This is a genomic window from Bradyrhizobium sp. 22 (assembly GCF_000482425.1).
Taxonomy (GTDB): Bacteria; Pseudomonadota; Alphaproteobacteria; order Rhizobiales; family Xanthobacteraceae; genus Bradyrhizobium; species Bradyrhizobium japonicum_B.
Map to the genome: position 1 here is coordinate 2,494,485 of NZ_KI519399.1, position 16,787 is coordinate 2,511,271.

Here is a 16,787-nt window from a genome sequence, read left to right on the forward strand (position 1 = left end):
GGCTGAGACAACCAGAGATCGCAGGGCAGGGATGCCGGAAATGCGGCTCGACGAAACCCCCTTACACCGGGTCCCAGGTGAAGATGTCGGCGGAGCGGTCGAGCTTGTAGAACGAGCCCGCCAGCGCCGGCATGCCGTGCTCGGCGATCGATTGCGGCGTCCAGCCTTCGCTCCGCTGCACCGAGCGGATCGGACGGTTCTGGCTGAACAGGAAGATCTCGTTCATGCGCACGCCGAAGATCTGCCCGGTGACGTCCTTGGCGGAATCTCCGAGCAGATAGCCGCAGAGCGGGGCGATCTTCTCAGGCCCCATCTGCTTGATCTTCTCGACGCGCGCCTTCTCGGCCTCGGTCTCGGTCGGGATGGTGCCGATCATGCGGGTCCAGGCGAACGGCGAGACGCAGTTGGAGCGGACGTTGAAGCGTCCCATGTCGAGCGCGATCGACTTCGAAAGACCGACGATGCCGAGCTTGGCGGCCGCGTAGTTGGCTTGTCCAAAATTGCCGATCAGTCCCGAGGTCGAGGTGAAGTGCACGAAGGAGCCCGACTCCTGCTCGCGGAAGATCCGTGCCGCGGCGTGGCTGACATAGAACGAGCCCATCAGATGCACCTTGATGACGGCCTCGAACGCCTCCACGCTCATCTTGTGGAAGATCATGTCGCGCAGGATGCCGGCATTGTTGACGACGCCGTCGAGCCGGCCGAAATGATCGGTCGCGGTCTTCACGATCTTGCTCGCCGGAATCGCTTCCGCGACGCTCTCGAAGTTCGCAACGGCCGTGCCGCCGCGCTTCTTGATCTCCTCGACCACCTCCTCGGCGGGCGCCGCGTTCGAGCCGGCGCCGTCGGACGCTCCGCCGGGATCGTTGACCACGACCTTGGCGCCTTCGCCGGCGCACAGCAGCGCGATCTCGCGCCCGATGCCGCGGCCTGCGCCGGTGACGATGATGACCTTGTCCTGCAGTGATTTGCTCATGGGGATTCTCCTGTTGTCCGTCATTCCGGGATGGTGCGAAGCACCAGACCCGGAATCTCGAGATTCCGGGTTCGCGCTGCGCGCGCCCCGGAATGACGGTTAGCTACCTCTCGTTCGTAAACACGATCGTGCCACTTGCCGCGAACATGCCGCCGACGCCGTGGCATACCGAAATCTTCGCGTTGGCTACCTGCGCCGGCGCAATCCCGCGCATCTGCCGCACGCTCTCCTGCAGCGCGTACATGCCGTACATGCCCGAATGCATGTAGCTCAATCCGCCGCCATTGGTGTTGAGCGGCAGCTTGCCTCCGGGCCGCGTATTGCCGTCCGCGATGAACTTTCCGGTCTCCTCATAGGGCATGAAGCCGAGGTCGCCGAGGCCGAACAGCGGCAGATGCGCAAACGCATCATAGATCATGAGATGGTCGACGTCCTCATGCGCGATGCCGGCCTCCTTGAAGGCCAGGGACCCCGCGGTCTTGAACGCGCGCGAGGAGTTGAAGGTCTCCATCTGGCTGACCATCGGCGTCTCCACGCTCTCGCCGGTGCCCATGATGTAGACCGGTTTCCGCGGAAAATCCCTGGCGCGGTCGGCCGAGGTCAGGATCAGCGCGCCGCCGCCGTCGGTGACGAGGCAGCATTGCAGCAGGCGGAACGGGTAGGCGATCATGCGCGAATTCAGGACGTCGGCGACCGTGATCGGGTCCTTCATCATCGCGCGCGGATTCTTCGCCGCCCATTCCCGCTGCACCACCGCCACCGAAGCAAGCTGCTCGTGGGTGATGCCGTAGGTCTTCATGAAGCGCAGCACGGGGATCGGGAACATGCTGGGCGGGCCGTAGACGCCGAAAGGCGCCTCGAACTGGCCGTTGAGGCTGTCGGCCGGCGTCGAGCGCGGCAATTTGCCGATCATCGACTTGCCGCTCTCGGCATGGGTGATCAGCACGGTCTTGCACAGGCCGGCCTCGATCGCGGCGGCGGCGTGGCGGACATGCAGCATGAAGGAGCAGCCGCCGACGGAGGTGCCGTCGACCCAGGTCGGCTTGATGCCGAGATAATGGCAGACCTGCTGCGGCGTTTCGACCGCGGTGGCAAAGCCGTCGATGTCGGAGAGCTTCAGCCCGGCATCGGCGATGGCGTTGAGCGCGGCATCCGCGTGCAGCTGCAGCTGCGAGGCGTTGGGGATTACCCCGAGCTCGGTTGTCTCGGCCGCGCCGACGACGGCAACCTGGTTCCTGCGCATGGCCTACCCCTTCGCCGGACGGAAGACGGGAAGGGTGATCTTGTCGTCGAGCGCCTCGAAGGCGACCTCGAGCTTCATGTCGAGCTCGAGCGCTTCGGGGGTCTGCGGGCAGTCGATGATGTTGCTCATCATCCGCGGGCCCTCGTCGAGCTCGACCACGGCGATCGCGTAAGGCGGCGTGAAGCCGGGCGCAGCGGGACGGTGGTTGATCACGTAGCTGTAGAGGAAGCCCTTGCCGCTCGCCTTGAAGATACTGACCTTGCGCGAGGCGCAGGACGGGCAGAACGGGCGCGGCGGGAAGTAGACATGCGCGCAGGCGTCGCAGCGCTGCAGGCGCAATTCGCCGGCTTTGGTGCCGTCCCAGAAATGCTGGGTCTCCGGCGTCGGTTTCGGTCGCGCGCGCTGCGGTTCGGCCATTTGGCGGCTCCTCCAAGACGGGCTTGGCGCCCGCCTGTTTCGATCTTGATGCGACAATCGACCATGGTGCGTCAACGGTCCAGCAATACGCATGCATGCCATCATGCGCACAATGCTTGTGTCGAACTGAGCCAGCGCTATAGATTGCGCGCGCCAATATTCCGTGAGACAGACATGCCCGATTTTCCGACACTGGCGAAGCTCGCCGAGGACCTCGAAAGCGGCCGCACCACCGCCCGCAAGCTGGTCGAGGCATGCATCGCCAGGATCGCCGATCCCGCAGGCGAAGGCCAGCGCACCTTCCTCCATGTCGACAAGGACGCCGCGCTCGCGGCTGCGGACGCGATGGACGGCCTGCGCAAGGTGAAGGCCGCGCCGTCGCGCTACGCCGGCATCCCGGTCTCGATCAAGGATCTCTTCGACATCAAGGGCCAGGTGACGCGCGCCGGCTCCCGCGCCCTCGACGATTCCCCGCCGGCCGAGCAGGACGCGGCGACGGTGGCGCGGCTGCGCAAGGCCGGCTTCGTCGTGATCGGCCGCACCAACATGACCGAGTTCGCTTATTCCGGCATCGGCATCAATCCACACTACGGCACGCCGAAGGGGGCCTGGAACCGGGCCGAGGGACACGTGCCCGGCGGCTCCTCCTCGGGCGCGGCGGTGTCCGTGCTCGACGGCATGGCGCATGGTGCGCTCGGCACCGACACCGGCGGCTCCTGCCGGATTCCGGCGGCCTATAACGGCATCGTCGGCTACAAGCCGACGCAGCGTCGCGTGCCGCTCGACGGCTCGGTGCCGCTGTCGTTCTCGCTCGACAGCATCGGGCCGCTGGCGCGATCGGTCAGCTGCTGTGCCATTCTCGATGCCGTGCTCGCGAACGAGCCGATCGCCGCGCTGAAGCCGCGTCCCGTGAAGGGCATGCGGCTGGCGGTGCCGACCACGATCGCGCTCGACGATCTCGACGCAGCGGTCACTGAAACCTTCGAGCGCGCGCTGAAGTCGCTGGCCGATCACGGCGCTATCATCGAGCGCATCGAGATGGCCGAATTCCACGAGATCGGCCCGATGAACGCCAAGGGCGGCTTTGCCGCATCCGAGAGCTACGCCTGGCATCGCTATCTCATCATCGCCAAGGGCGACGTCTACGACCCCCGCGTCTCCGTTCGCATCATGCGCGGCGAGGCGCAGAGCGCGGCCGACTACATCGATCTCCTCAACGAGCGTCGCTCGCTGATTGCCCGCGTCAATGCGCGCATCGCGCCTTATGACGCGCTGGTGCTGCCGACCACCGCGAACACGCCGCCGAAGATCGCCGACCTCGCCGACGACAAGGCCTTCACCACGCAGAACCTGCGCGCGCTGCGCAACTGCACCCTGATCAACATGATCGACGGCTGCGCCATCTCGATCCCTGCGCATCGCCAGGGCGACGTTCCGGTCGGCCTGATGCTGGCGGGCGCGGGCGGGTCGGACCGCCGCATCTTCGAACTTGCCGCCGGCATGGAGGCCGTCATTCGTGTTTGACCTCACTTTCACCGTCGATGCCCAGGACACCACCACGCCGCTGACGCTGCCGATCGACCAGATGGTCATCGCCGGCTGGACCGGCCGCGATCCCATCGCGCGCGACAAGCACATCAAAGAGCTGCAGGAGATGGGCATCGCCCCGCCGGCCTCGACCCCGATCTACTACCGCGCCTCGGCGCGGCGGCTGACCCAGGACGACAGCATCGAATGCACCGGCGGCGATTCCAGCGGCGAGGTCGAGTTCGTGCTGATCGGCTGGCAGGGCCGCATCTTCGTCGGTTGCGGCTCCGACCACACCGACCGCAAGGTGGAGGCCTATAACGTCACCGTGTCCAAGCAGATGTGCGACAAGCCGATCGCCTCGACGCTGTGGGAGCTGGAGGACGTGATCGGGCACTGGGACAAGATGATCCTGCGCTCCTACGCCACCATCAAGGGCGAGCGCGTGCTCTACCAGGAGGGCACGCTGGACGCGATGCTGCCGGTCACTGAGCTCATCGCGCGCGGCTTTGACGGCGGCAAGTTCCCCGACGGCTGCGCCATGTTCGGCGGCACCTTCGCCGCCAAAGGCGGCATCCGCCCCGCCGACCGCTTCGACTTCGAGCTGGAAGACCCCGTGCTGAAGCGCACGATCAGGCACGGCTATGACGTGACAACGCTGCCGGTGAGGGGCTGACCGGCGCAGTCATGGATTGATCGGCTGGGATTGTGCGCCCGGCATGTCCGTGAGGGGCAGCGGCCGGCCTTTCGCCGCTGCAGCCTGCGCCTCGTCGATCAATCCGGCCGTCTGCATGCGATCGATGACGTAGTCTCGGGAGCGCGTGTCGAAATATCGGCTCGGGTACGGTAGTCGCGCGCGCAGCAAGAGGAACGCGATTTCGTCGACATCGAGCTCCGCGAGCGGCTTGCCAAAGTAGGCCTCCGCTCCGGCTGCCACGCCGTAGGCGCCACGACCGAGGTAGCTCTCATTGAGATAGATCTCGAGGATCCTATCCCGGGGCAGGCTGTGGGTGACGCGCTGCATGAAGAGGATCGAGGCGATGGGGTCGATCTGCCGGTTCAACCCAGGTGAAAGAGACAGCAGGCAGCGCCCGACAGATTGCGTCAAGCCGCCCGCTCCGGGGCGACGGCCGGTGATCAGGGCAGATGCGATCACCACAACCGGATTCAACGACCAGGCTTCGTAGAAGTCGGGTTGCTCATAAGCAATCGCGGCGTCCCGGAGCAGGGGCGGGATTGTCGCGAGAGGCATGATGGCCTGCTTGGAATCGGTCCTGCACGCCGGGCCCGTCGGCGAAATCGCCGCGAGCTGGGCTTGAGTCGGAAGTCCGATGCCATATTCATAGTGCCAGACCAGCCAGCCGGCGAAGACGAACAGGCCTATGCCCGCAAGCGAGAGCACAGCCAGTACGGTCTTGGCAGTAACGGCGAGGAATTTGCGCATCAGGCCGTCTGAAGGTGCGGGGCGCGACAACCTCGCGTTGGAACCGGACGAAATTGGGGCCGTTGGCCCGCACGGAAATCGGGTGGCGCCCAGCGCGCTCCGGAGCGAAAATCCGTCCATGACAGCAATCGCCAAGACCGCCGCCCGTGCGGCAGCTCCCGACGTCGCCGCCCACGTCGACGCCCTCGACTGGCCGCAGATCACCGCCGAGCTCGATGCGCAGGGCTGCGCCGTCCTGAACAACCTGCTGACGCCGGACCAATGCCGCGCCGTCGCCGCGCTCTACCCGGACGATGCGCACTTCCGCAGCCGCATCGTCATGGGCCGCCATGGCTTCGGCCGCGGCGAGTACAAATATTTCGCTTATCCGCTGCCCGATCTGATCGCGCAATTGCGGCCGGCCCTGTACGCACATCTTCAATCCGTCGCCAATCGCTGGAACGAGGCAATGGGGATCGACATCCGCTATCCTGACAGCCATGCTTCGTTCCTGAAGCGCTGCCACGAGGCGGGGCAGGCGCGGCCGACGCCGCTGCTGCTGCAATACGAGGCGGGCGACTACAATTGCCTGCATCAGGACCTCTACGGCGAGCACGTGTTTCCGATTCAGGTCGCGATCCTGCTTTCTGAGCCCGGCCGCGATTTCACCGGCGGCGAGTTCGTGCTGACCGAGCAGCGACCGCGCATGCAATCGCGCGCCGAGGTCGTGCCGCTGGCGCAGGGCGATGCCGTCGCCTTCGCCGTGCACCATCGCCCGGTGCAGGGGACGCGCGGCATCTATCGCGTTAATCTGCGTCATGGTGTCAGCCGCATCAGGTCCGGCCAACGCCACACGCTGGGTGTGATCTTTCATGATGCGAAATGAGCGCAGGCCTTGACGTCTGATCTGTTCGACAGCGCCGCCGAGGCGCAGCCGTCGCGCGAGGAGATCGCCGACGGCGCCGTGCTGCTGCGCGGCTTCGTCGCGCCGATCGAGCGCGAGCTGATCGACGCCGTGCGCGCCATCGTGGCGCAATCTCCGTTCCGCCGGATGACCACGCCCGGCGGACACCTGATGTCGGTGGCGATGACCAATTGCGGCGAGCGCGGCTGGATCACCGATCACACCGGCTACCGCTATGATCCCGTCGATCCGCGCACCGGCGCGCGCTGGCCGGCGATGCCGCCTGTCTTCCGGGATCTCGCCCGCCGTGCGGCGGAGCAGGGTGGCTTCCAGGACTTCGCGCCCGACGCCTGCCTCGTCAACCGCTATGAGCCCGGCACCCGATTGTCGCTGCACCAGGACAAGGACGAGCTGGACTATTCGGCGCCGATCGTCTCGGTCTCGCTCGGCCTGCCCGCGACCTTTCTGTTCGGCGGAATGGCCCGCAGCGACAAGCCGCGCCGTTTCCGCCTGGTCCACGGCGACGTCGTGGTCTGGGGCGGGCCGAGCAGGCTCGCCTATCACGGCGTGGCGCCGCTCGCCGAAGGCGAGCACGCGCTGCTCGGACGGCGGCGGATCAATCTGACCTTCCGCAAGGTGCTCTGAGCCATTCCCAAGAGGCATCGCTGTCGTCTAAGCTTCCGCGAGGGGGGCGGCGACATGACGACTGCACAGGTCTCGAGCGGGGCGAGCACGAGCGCATCGCGCACCGGGGTCTATCTGGCCGTGCTGCAACTCCTGTTCACGCTGGGCTGGACCACCTATGTCGTCTACCTGCCGAAGCTCGCCGCCGAGGTCGGCATCGCGCCATCAGCCGTGATCCTCATCCTGATGCTGGACCAGGCGATCTTCACCATCGCCGATACCGCGATGGGGATCGCAGCCGACAAGCTCGCACCCGTCATCGGCAGGCTCGGCCTGTTCGTCGGTGTGCTGGCGGCGATCTCTTGTGCCGCCTTCGTCGCGCTGCCCTTCGTCGCCGGCATCGGTGCAGGCGCACAGGTCTGGTTCATCGTGCTGATCGTGGTCTGGTCAATCGCATCGTCCGCGCTGCGCGCGCCGCCGCTGACCCTGCTCGGCAAATACCGCGCCAAGCCGCAGGTGCCGTTCCTCGCAGCGCTGGCGATGCTCGGCTACGGCGTCGCCGGCGCGGTCTCGCCCTATCTTGGCGTCGTGCTGCGCGAGCACGATGCGCGGTTGCCGTTCGTGATCTCGAGCGTGGTGCTGCTGTTGACGGCGCTCGGCCTGTCCCGCATCGAGCATGACGTGGCGCGCGATACCGCGCCGCCGAAGCCGGACGAGGCGGCAAAGCCGCTTGGCCTCGTTCCGATCGCCTTCATCGTCGCGATGGTCGCGCTCGCCCTCGGCTACCAGCTGCACTTCGCCGTGAACAGCGGGCCGTCCTATCTGCGGTTCGTCGCCCCCGCTGAATTGCAATGGCTGATGCCGGTGTTCTGGATCGGCTTCAACATTGCGATGTTTCCGGCGAGCCTCGTCGTCAGGCATCGCGGCGGCCTGATCGTGATGGGCGCCGCCGGATTGCTCGGTGCGGTCGCGGTCGCGGCGGCGGAGCTTGCCGGCAGCCTCAACACGCTGATCGCGGCGCAGTTTCTCGCCGGCGCCGCCTGGGGCTGCATGCTCATGAGCGCGGTCTCGGCGGCGCTCGCGATCGGCTCGACCGGCGCGGAAGGCAAGGTCACCGGGCTGGTCTTCTCCGCGCTCGCGCTCGGCACGTTTGCGCGCATGGCGGCCGTCGCCGGCGGTCTGCAGAAGATGCCGGAATATGCCCCGTTGCTGCACTGGACGCCGGTCGCCTGCTGGTCGGTCGCAGGCGCCGGCCTGCTGGTGATCGCAGCGGCGCGACTGCAGGGCCGGTCCGGTCTCAAGGCTTCGGCGGGTGGATGAACGCCCAGGGACTGACTTCCGAATCCCGCGGCACTTCCACCGAGATCAGATACGGTCCGCCGTGGCCGAGCGCCTTCTCCAGCACGGCCTTGAACTGATCCGGCGCGGTGACGCGCGCAGCCGCAACGCCGAACGATTCCGCGAGCTTGACGAAATCCGGATTGACGAGGTCGGACGCCACCACGCGGCCGTCGAAGCGTTCGCGCTGGTCGCGGCGGACATTGCCGTAGGCGTTGTTGTTGAACACCAGCGTCACCACGCCGATATTGAACTGCACGGCGGTCGACAGCTCCTGCACGCCGAACATGAAGCCGCCGTCGCCGGTGATGGCGACCACGGGCTTGTCGGGATTGGCGACTTTCGCGCCGAGTGCGGTTGGAAAGCCCGAGCCGAGCGTGCCCTGGTAGCCCGAGGTGATGAAGGTCCGCGGCTGGTAGACCGGAAACCCGTACCAGGAAGCGAAACCGACCTGCGACAGTTCGTCGGTCACGATCGCATTCGCCGGCAGCACCTCGCGCAGGATGTCGAGATACGCCATCTGCGGCTGGATGCGCTGGATCTCGGCTTGCGCGGTCGCGGTCGCCTCGCGGATCGCCTCCCGCCGGCCCCGGGTCCGCGCGCAGCCGGCCTTTTTCACCGCCGTGACGAGATCTGCCGTTCCGGCCTTGGCATCGCCGACGATGGCGGCATCGACCACGACCCGGCGCATCTCGACCGGGTCGATATCGATCCGAATGGATTTCAGCCCACTCGGCTGGTAGGGCCAGCGGAAACCGGATGCCGGCAGCTCGGCGCGGGTGCCGATTGCGATCATCAAATCTGTTGCCGGCCAGAGCTTGTAGGCCGCGGCCATGGTCAGGCCGAGCTCGTGCGCGTTGGAGACGATGCCCCGCCCGCTGCGGAAGGCCACGACGGGCGCGTCGATCATCTCGGCGAGCTCGAGGATCTCCTCGCCGGCCTCGATCGCGCCGCTGCCGACGAAGATCATCGGCGCCTTGCTGGCCTTGATCAGCGCGGCCGCCTGCTTCACCAGATCGGGGTCAGGTTGCGGGGCGGGCAGAGGCTCCAGCACCTGCGCAGCGCCGGTGTCCGCGCGCTGGGTAAATACGTCCCAGGGCATCTCGACCGAGGCGGGGCCGCGCCGTCCCGACATCATCTCCTGGAACGCGCGCGCGACGATTGTCGGCGCGTTGCCGGGATATTCGATCCGGTCGGCCCATTTCACATAGGTGCGCAAGGTCGCGAGCTGATCCGGCATCTCGTGCAGATGGCCGCGGCCCTTGCCCAGAAACTGCGTCGGCACCTGGCCGGTGACGCACAGCACCGGCTCGTTGCAGCCGAACGCGGTCAGCATCGCCGCGCTGGCGTTGAGCACGCCGGGGCCGGGCACCACGCTGAACACGCCGGGCCTGCCGCTGGAGCGCGCATAGCCGAACGCCATGTAGCCGCAGGCCTGCTCGTGCCGTGCACCGATCACCTTGAGCTGGGCCTGGTGGAAGGCGTCGAACAGGCCGTAGACCTGCGCGCCGGGCAGGCCGAACACGGTATCGACGCCATGGGCGACCAGGCCGCTTACGATTGCTTCGCCGCCGGTGAGGGTGGTCATTGCGCTCATCCACTTCAATTGAGGTTCAGGAATCCTCGCCGCCGCCAGTTTGGCAGAACTCGCCCGCGGCTTCGAGCAACATCAGCCCGCCTGGGCTTCCGCCTTCAGAGCGTCGTGAATGTTGTTCCGCTTCCAGCTGGTATCCTTGTCGTTGATCTGCATGTCGAACGACAGGGCGAACTTGCCGGCGGCAAAGACCGGATCGAGATGGCGGGAAAGCGCCTGGAAAACGTGCTCGCCGGCCTGTTGCCGCGTCTTGAGATCGCGGCCCTCGCCGATGCGCAGCACCATGTCGAGAAAGGCGTAGTTCTGCCTGCCGTCGGCGACCGCATAATGCTCGCAGCGGATGGCGCGCACGCGGATGCCGCCGAGCGGGAAGATGCCGGTCTCGCTGGCTGCCTTGCGCACGACTTCACACACCAGCTTCATGTCGAGACGGCCGTCGAGATTGGCCGAATATTCGATCGTGAAATGCGGCATCGCGGTTTCCTCGTTATGCCTCTTAAGCGAAGTAGCAGCTGACCGAGCCGTAGGCGCCATAATCGGCCTGAATTGTGTCGCCCTTGCGGGTCTCGATCGGACGGATGAAGGAGCCCGCAAGCACGACCTGACCTGGTTCGAGCGCCAGCCCGAGCGGCGCGATCTTGTTGGCGAGCCAGGCGACCGCGGTCGCGGGATGATTGAGCACGCCGGCGGCGAGGCCGGTTTCCTCGAGCTGACCGTTCTTGAAACACAGCGCCCCGATCCAGCGCAGGTCTGCCTCGAGCGGGCGGATCGGTCGGCCCCCGAGCACGATGCCGGCATTCGCCGCGTTGTCGGCGATGGTGTCGAAAATCTTCCGCGTCGCCTTCGTCTTGGGATCGACGCGCTCGATCCGCGTGTCCAGGATTTCCAGTGCCGGCACGACGAAGTCGGTGGCGTTGAGCACGTCGAACAGCGTGCAGTCCGGGCCTGAAAGGCGCTTGCTCATGACGAAGGCGAGCTCGGCTTCGACCCGCGTCGCGATGAAGCGCCCGGTCGGAACGATCCCGCCGTCGGCAAAGAACATGTCGTCGAGCAGCACGCCGGAATCCGGTTCGTCGATGTTGAGCGCGCTCTGCATCGCCTTCGAGGTCAGGCCGATCTTGTGGCCCCTGACGATCCGCCCCTCCGCGATCTTGACGTCGACCCAGGCCTTCTGAATCGCGTAGGCGTCGGCGATGGTGATATCAGGGAAATCCTGTGAGAGCTGCCGGATCTGCGTGCGGGTGCGCTCCGCCTGGTGCAGACGCCTCGCGCAAGCTTGGATATCGTCGTCGGAAAGCGCCATTGCCATCTCACAAATTGGGATGCGGGGAGATGCTTAACATGTTAAATGAATGCGTCAAACCCCGTTCCGGTTTGCTGCACCGCAAACTTGCCGCGGTTTGAAAGGGCACCATGGTGAAAAAGCCGGTTGATCCAGCGAGCGGAAGCGCGCCCGCCGCACGACAGGTGCCGATGCGCGATTTCTCGCGCTCGCTGCCGATGTCGCTGCTGCGAGCCCGCGAGGCCGTGATGCGCCAGTTTCGCCCCTCGCTGCGCCAGCACGGCTTGACCGAGCAGCAATGGCGTATCCTGCGCGCGCTGGCGGCGATCGAAGCGGTGGAGGTCACGGAACTCGCGCGGACGGCGTTCCTGCTCGGACCGAGCCTGTCGCGCATCCTGCGCGATCTCGAAGCGCGTCATCTGATCGAGCGCAAGACGGCGAAAGCGGACCAGCGCCGCAGCATGGTCTCGATCTCGAAAGAGGGGGTGAAGCTGATGGCCGCGGTGGCGCCGAACTCGGAGGCGATCTACGCCGAGATCACGCGACGCTTTGGGGCACACAAGCTCGCCGAATTGCAGGACATGCTGGGCGAGCTCGAACAGAGTCTTGCCGGGCTCGGAAGCGCGGACGATACCCTCGCGGAGGGATGACCCCAGATATGCGTGCGTGCGCGGCGAGAGCCATGGACATTCACGCTTTTTTTCGCTCAAAGTGCGGCCCAACCCGATCGGGCGCAACAGGGAAGGAAAGGCAACGTGGCGAACAAGGTCAAAGAAATCTGGAAGTCGGGCAAGGCGGTCGTCAACGCTTGGCTTGCGATTCCCTCCGGCTTCTCGGCCGAGATGATCGCGCAATGCGGCTTCGACAGCGTCACCGTCGACATGCAGCATGGCGTGCAGGATTATCTGTCCATGGTGCAGTGCTTCCAGGCGATGGACAAGCATCCGGTCACGCCGATGGTCCGCGTACCCTGGAACGAGCCCGGCATCATCGGCAAGGTGCTCGACGGCGGCGCCTATGGCGTGATCTGCCCGATGGTCAACACGCCGCAGGAAGCCAGAAACCTCGTTTCCTATGCCAAATATCCGCCGAAGGGCGTGCGCTCCAACGGTCCGATCCGCGCCGGCATGTACGGCACCGCCGGCTCCTACCAGAAGACGGCCAACGACGAGATCGTGCTGCTGCCGATGATGGAGACGCGGACCGCGGTCGAGAACATGGAAGCGATCCTCGATGTCGAGGGCATCGACGGCGTCTACATCGGCCCGTCCGATCTCGGCTTCTCCTACGGCCTCGAGCCCAAGCTCGACCGCAGCGAGCCCGAGATCCTCGCGATCTACGAGAAGATCATCAAGGAATGCGGCAAGCGCGGCCTCAACCCCGGCATCCATTGCAGCGGCGCCGAAGGTGCAGCGCGCGCCATCAACATGGGCTTCAAGCTGGTGACGCTCTCAAACGAGGTCGGCCTGATGACGACCTACGCCAAGATGCAGGTCAATGCGACCCGCAAGGATGCGGGCGGCAAGGCCTGATCTCTCGTGTCCCCGGACGCGATGCAGCGCGTAGCGCTGCTTCGCAGAGCCGGGACCCAGCTGCTTGCCTAACACGTGGGCCCCGGATCTGCAGCGCACCGCTACCGCGCTGCGCAGCGTCCGGGGCACGATACTTTCAAGACCCAAGGAGACCCGCCATGACCATCAGTCCCGTCATCCGCCTGCATCCCGATGATGGCGTGGTGATCGCGCGCGCCAGCCTGCCGCCGGGAACGATGGTGGCCGACGGTGTGACCACGGTCGAGCGCATTCCCTCCGGCCACAAGGTCGCGATCAAGCCGATCGCAACGGGCGAGCCGGTCAAGCGCTACGGCCAGATCATCGGCTTTGCCACGCAGGCCATCGCGCCGGGCCAGCACGTGCACGTGCAGAATTGCGGCATGGGCGATTTCCCCAAGGACTACGCCTATTGCGTCGACGTCAAGCCGACGCCGAATTTCGACCTGCCGGCGACGTTCGAAGGCATCCGCCGCCCGGACGGCCGCGTCGCCACGCGCAATTATATCGGCATCCTCACCTCGGTGAATTGCAGCGCGCATGTCGCAAGCCTGGTCGCCGACGTCTTCAAGAAGAATCCCTTCACCGGCGGCAACCCGCTGGCCGATTTCCCCAATGTCGATGGCGTGGTCGCGCTGACCCACAAGACCGGCTGCGGCATGACGCAGAACGAGCCGCTGACGCTGCTCCGCCGCACGCTCGGCGGCTATGCGCGCCACGTCAATTTCTCTCACGTCATCGTGCTCGGCCTCGGCTGCGAGGTGAACCAGATCGGCGGTCTGATGGAAGAGCAGAAGCTCGCCGGCCGCCTGCGCGCGATGGACATCCAGGAGGTCGGCGGCACCCGCAAGACCGTCGAAGCCGGCATCGCCTTCGTGCGCGAGGCGCTGGCCGATTCCAACAAGGTCAAGCGCGAAACCGTGCCGGCGAGCGAGCTCACCGTGGCCCTGCAATGCGGCGGCTCGGACGGCTATTCCGGCGTGTCGGCCAATCCTGCGCTCGGCGCCGCCAGCGATCTCATCGTCCGTCACGGCGGCACCGTGATCCTGTCGGAGACACCGGAGACCTACGGCGCCGAGCATCTCTTGACGCGCCGCGCCGTCAGCCGCGAGGTCGGCGAGAAGCTGGTCGATCTGATGCGCTGGTGGGACGAATACACGGCGCGCGAAGGCGCCGAGATGAACGCCAATCCGAGTCCCGGCAACAAGGCCGGCGGCCTCACCACCATTCTGGAGAAGTCGCTCGGCGCGATGGCCAAGGCCGGCACCACCAACCTCGTCGAGGTGCTGCGCTACGCCGAGCCCATCACCAAGAAGGGCTTCGTGTTCATGGACACGCCCGGCTACGATCCGGTCGCCGCCACCGGCCAGGTCGCAGGCGGGGCCAATCTGGTCTGCTTCACCACGGGCCGCGGCAGCGTGTTCGGCTGCAAGCCGGCGCCCTCGATCAAGCTCGCCACCAACACGCCCATGTACAAGCGCATGGAAGAGGACATGGACGTCAATTGCGGCACCATCCTCGAAGGCGAGGAGAGCGTCGAGCAATGCGGTCGGCGCATTTTCGATCTCATCCTCGAGACGGCTTCGGGGCGGCCGACCAAGAGCGAGAGCTTCGATTTCGGCGGCGCCGAGTTCGCGCCCTGGGTGCTTGGCGCGACGATGTAATCGCGCCGGGCGTGCCGCGCGGCGCCGACGCAATCACAAGATGCAGGCGGACGTTCGCGACGGCTTCAGCAACGCGTGTGGTTGTCGGTATTGTAATGACGCTAAGTAATGATCCGGAGGCAGAAGACTTTCCCGGCTCACATCTGGTTAACATTGTTGGCCTAGACAGGAGGCGATGCGGTTCCACAACGTGGTGGGGCCCGCCTTTTGTCGAGGATCGAAGTGATGCAGGCGATACGTCCTACTGGGGTGGAACATCTCCTCGGTGAGGAGGAACTGATCGTATCGAAGACCGACCTCAAAGGCCGCATCACCTACGCCAATGACGTCTTTCTCCGCATGGCAAAATACCCCTGGAAGGAGCTGATGGGTGCGCCCCACAGCCTGATCCGCCATCCGGACATGCCGCGCTGCGTGTTCAAGCTGCTGTGGGACACGCTCCAGGCCAAGCAGGAAATCTTCGCCTACGTCGTCAATCTCGCCGGGGACGGCAGCCATTATTGGGTGTTCGCCCACGTCACCCCGACCTTCGACGATCGCGGCAACATCATCGGATATCATTCCAATCGACGCAGGCCCGATCCGGCGCCGGTCGAGAAAATCAAGCCGATCTACAAGGCGCTCTGTGCGGAAGAGGCGCGCCACGCCAATGCCAAGGACGGCATGCGTGCGAGCTTCGACATGATGGTCGGCCTGCTCAAGCAAAACGGTGTCGCCTACGATGAATTTGTGCTCTCTCTCTAAGGCGCAGGGAGCGACCGCGCTCGCCTGTGTTGTTGCCGCCGTCGCGTTCATCGTCTCGCTGCTCGGTTGGAACGGAATCACCAGTGCCGCGCTGCTTGGCGCGACGCTCGCGCTGCTGGGCTACGCCCTCTGGTGCCAGCATCGCGCCGCGGTGGCCGTCGATGAGGTCGCCGATGTCTGCCGCAAGGCGGCGCGCGGCGATCTCGAAGCGCGGATCCTGAGCGAGCGGCAGGCCGGGCGGATCGGCGCCATCCAGAAGTCGGTCAACGACATGCTCGACATCACCGACGCCTTCGTCCGCGAGGCTTCGGCATCGATGGACTATGCCAGCCGCGGCAAGTATTTCCGCAAGATCCTCGCGCGCGGATTGCCCGGCTCGTTCCGCCGCTCGGCCACCGTGATCAATGCCGGCACCGACAGCCTCGGCCGCCGCGTCGTCGAGATCGCCGGTCTCGCCAATCAGTTCGGCACGCATCTCGACGAGGTTGCCGGCAGCCTCATGAGCGCCGCGACCGATCTGGAATCCGACGCCGGCCAGATGGCGGCCGCGGCGGAGGTGACCAGCCGCCAGACCTCCGGCATGCGCAGCGCGTCCGAGCAGGCCTCGAGCAACGTTGCGACCGTGGCGAGCGCCGCGGAGCAGCTCGCATCTTCGATCGCGGAGATCAGCCGCCAGGTGGCCGGCTCGACCGCGAGCACCGGTCGCGCCGTCGAGGAAGCCAATCGTGCCGGCAACGAGATTCGCTCCCTCGCGGAGGCCGCGCTGCGGATCGGCGATGTCGTCAAGCTGATCAGCGAGATCGCCTCGCAGACCAACCTTCTGGCGCTCAACGCCACGATCGAGGCGGCGCGGGCAGGCGAGGCCGGCCGTGGCTTCGCGGTCGTCGCCTCTGAGGTCAAGAGTCTCGCCAACCAGACCGCGAAGGCGACCGAGGAGATCAGCGCCAAGGTCGGCGAGATGCAGCAATCGACGACCAACTCGGTCGCGGCCGTCGAGGCGATCGCCCAGACCATCGCCGAGATCGACGGCATCACCGCGAGCATTGCGGCCTCCATCCAACAGCAGGGCTCCGCGACCCGCGAGATCGCCCGCAGCGTCCACGAGGCCTCCACCGGCACCTCGCAGGTCTCCTCCAACGTGTCGGGCATCAGCGAAGCCGCCGCCGATACCGGACGCGTCGCCGCCCGAGTCAACAGCGCCTCCGATCGCGTCCACGGCGAAGTCGAGACGCTCCGCCGCGAGGTGACGCAGTTCCTGCAGCGGTTGACCTCGGCGGCGTAGCATTCCGCAAGTAAGGTCGTCATGCCCGGGCTTGTCCCGGGCATCCACGTCTTTCGTGCTGCGGCAAAGGGCGTGGATGGTCGGGACAAGCCCGGCCATGACGCCGTGGAAGCATCACCGCGCTAACTCTAACGTCGAATGCAATCGCTTCCACGGTGAAGAGGATACTTCCTAGGCAAGCGCTGCCCGTTGTTAGTGCTTGATCGCACTCACATCAGG

17 protein-coding genes are annotated in these 16,787 nt (G+C 66.0%); 10 read left to right on the forward strand and 7 right to left on the reverse strand.

Annotated features, from left to right (window positions below; translation table 11 throughout):
• Nucleotides 1-61: 61 nt before the first annotated feature.
• The 3 genes from K410_RS0113075 to K410_RS0113085 all read right to left on the reverse strand — a co-directional run bounded on the left by K410_RS0113075 (nt 62) and on the right by K410_RS0113085 (nt 2,636).
• Complete coding sequence (locus K410_RS0113075; protein ID WP_028135283.1) at nt 62-976, reverse strand: SDR family NAD(P)-dependent oxidoreductase; 915 nt, start codon at nt 974-976, stop codon at nt 62-64.
• A 103-nt stretch (nt 977-1,079) separates the two neighbouring features.
• Nucleotides 1,080-2,219 (reverse strand): thiolase C-terminal domain-containing protein, encoded by a 1,140-nt coding sequence (locus K410_RS0113080; RefSeq protein WP_028135284.1) that lies wholly within the window; start codon nt 2,217-2,219, stop codon nt 1,080-1,082.
• A 3-nt stretch (nt 2,220-2,222) separates the two neighbouring features.
• Nucleotides 2,223-2,636 carry a Zn-ribbon domain-containing OB-fold protein gene (locus K410_RS0113085; RefSeq protein WP_015687523.1) on the reverse strand — a complete coding sequence of 138 codons (414 nt, stop codon included), beginning with the start codon at nt 2,634-2,636 and terminating at the stop codon, nt 2,223-2,225.
• A gap of 174 nt (nt 2,637-2,810) precedes the next feature.
• Between K410_RS0113085 and K410_RS0113090 the strand changes: the two genes are divergently transcribed.
• Entirely contained in the window at nt 2,811-4,160 is a 1,350-nt protein-coding gene (locus K410_RS0113090) for an amidase (protein WP_028135285.1), read from the forward strand.
• Complete coding sequence (locus K410_RS0113095) at nt 4,153-4,839, forward strand: DUF2848 domain-containing protein (RefSeq protein ID WP_028135286.1); 687 nt, start codon at nt 4,153-4,155, stop codon at nt 4,837-4,839. The genes K410_RS0113090 and K410_RS0113095 overlap by 8 nt, the downstream gene beginning before the upstream one ends.
• Nucleotides 4,840-4,848: 9 nt before the next feature.
• On the opposite strand, the gene K410_RS0113100 is transcribed toward K410_RS0113095, so the two are convergent.
• Nucleotides 4,849-5,607, reverse strand: coding sequence for a transglycosylase domain-containing protein (locus K410_RS0113100; RefSeq protein WP_028135287.1), 759 nt, complete (start codon nt 5,605-5,607; stop codon nt 4,849-4,851).
• 118 nt (nt 5,608-5,725) lie between these two features.
• On the opposite strand from K410_RS0113100, the gene K410_RS0113105 reads away from it, so the two are divergent.
• Genes K410_RS0113105 through K410_RS0113115 form a run of 3 tightly spaced genes read left to right on the forward strand, consistent with a single transcriptional unit; the run spans nt 5,726 to nt 8,434 of the window.
• The gene (locus K410_RS0113105) at nt 5,726-6,472 is read left to right on the forward strand and encodes a 2OG-Fe(II) oxygenase (protein WP_028135288.1); all 747 of its coding nucleotides are present in this window, start codon (nt 5,726-5,728) and stop codon (nt 6,470-6,472) included.
• A 9-nt stretch (nt 6,473-6,481) separates the two neighbouring features.
• The gene (gene alkB, locus K410_RS0113110; protein WP_028135289.1) at nt 6,482-7,135 is read left to right on the forward strand and encodes a DNA oxidative demethylase AlkB; all 654 of its coding nucleotides are present in this window, start codon (nt 6,482-6,484) and stop codon (nt 7,133-7,135) included.
• A 54-nt stretch (nt 7,136-7,189) separates the two neighbouring features.
• On the forward strand, nt 7,190-8,434 hold the full coding sequence (locus K410_RS0113115; RefSeq protein WP_028135290.1) for an MFS transporter: 1,245 nt from the start codon (nt 7,190-7,192) through the stop codon (nt 8,432-8,434).
• Here K410_RS0113115 and K410_RS0113120 read toward each other — a convergent pair.
• The 3 genes from K410_RS0113120 to hpaH form a co-directional block, all read right to left on the reverse strand.
• Nucleotides 8,412-10,040 (reverse strand): thiamine pyrophosphate-dependent enzyme, encoded by a 1,629-nt coding sequence (locus K410_RS0113120; RefSeq protein WP_028135291.1) that lies wholly within the window; start codon nt 10,038-10,040, stop codon nt 8,412-8,414. The two genes, K410_RS0113115 and K410_RS0113120, sit on opposite strands and share 23 nt — an antisense overlap.
• 81 nt (nt 10,041-10,121) lie before the next feature.
• Nucleotides 10,122-10,520 (reverse strand): 5-carboxymethyl-2-hydroxymuconate Delta-isomerase, encoded by a 399-nt coding sequence (locus tag K410_RS0113125; RefSeq protein ID WP_028135292.1) that lies wholly within the window; start codon nt 10,518-10,520, stop codon nt 10,122-10,124.
• 22 nt (nt 10,521-10,542) lie between these two features.
• On the reverse strand, nt 10,543-11,349 hold the full coding sequence (hpaH, locus tag K410_RS0113130) for a 2-oxo-hept-4-ene-1,7-dioate hydratase (protein WP_028135293.1): 807 nt from the start codon (nt 11,347-11,349) through the stop codon (nt 10,543-10,545).
• Between the two features lie 110 nt (nt 11,350-11,459).
• Here hpaH and hpaR point away from each other — a divergent pair, with 110 nt between their 5' ends.
• The 5 genes from hpaR to K410_RS0113155 all read left to right on the forward strand — a co-directional run bounded on the left by hpaR (nt 11,460) and on the right by K410_RS0113155 (nt 16,568).
• Nucleotides 11,460-11,978 (forward strand): homoprotocatechuate degradation operon regulator HpaR, encoded by a 519-nt coding sequence (gene hpaR / locus K410_RS0113135; protein ID WP_028135294.1) that lies wholly within the window; start codon nt 11,460-11,462, stop codon nt 11,976-11,978.
• A gap of 105 nt (nt 11,979-12,083) precedes the next feature.
• A complete protein-coding gene (locus K410_RS0113140; RefSeq protein ID WP_028135295.1) occupies nt 12,084-12,860 on the forward strand; it encodes an HpcH/HpaI aldolase family protein in 777 nt (258 codons plus the stop codon).
• A 158-nt stretch (nt 12,861-13,018) separates the two neighbouring features.
• Nucleotides 13,019-14,542, forward strand: coding sequence for a UxaA family hydrolase (locus K410_RS0113145; RefSeq protein ID WP_028135296.1), 1,524 nt, complete (start codon nt 13,019-13,021; stop codon nt 14,540-14,542).
• A gap of 222 nt (nt 14,543-14,764) precedes the next feature.
• Nucleotides 14,765-15,286, forward strand: a complete 522-nt coding sequence (locus tag K410_RS0113150; RefSeq protein ID WP_028135297.1) for a PAS domain-containing protein — start codon at nt 14,765-14,767, stop codon at nt 15,284-15,286.
• Complete coding sequence (locus tag K410_RS0113155; protein ID WP_028135298.1) at nt 15,264-16,568, forward strand: methyl-accepting chemotaxis protein; 1,305 nt, start codon at nt 15,264-15,266, stop codon at nt 16,566-16,568. Before K410_RS0113150 ends, K410_RS0113155 begins: the two co-directional genes overlap by 23 nt.
• The last annotated feature ends 219 nt before the right edge of the window (nt 16,569-16,787 follow it).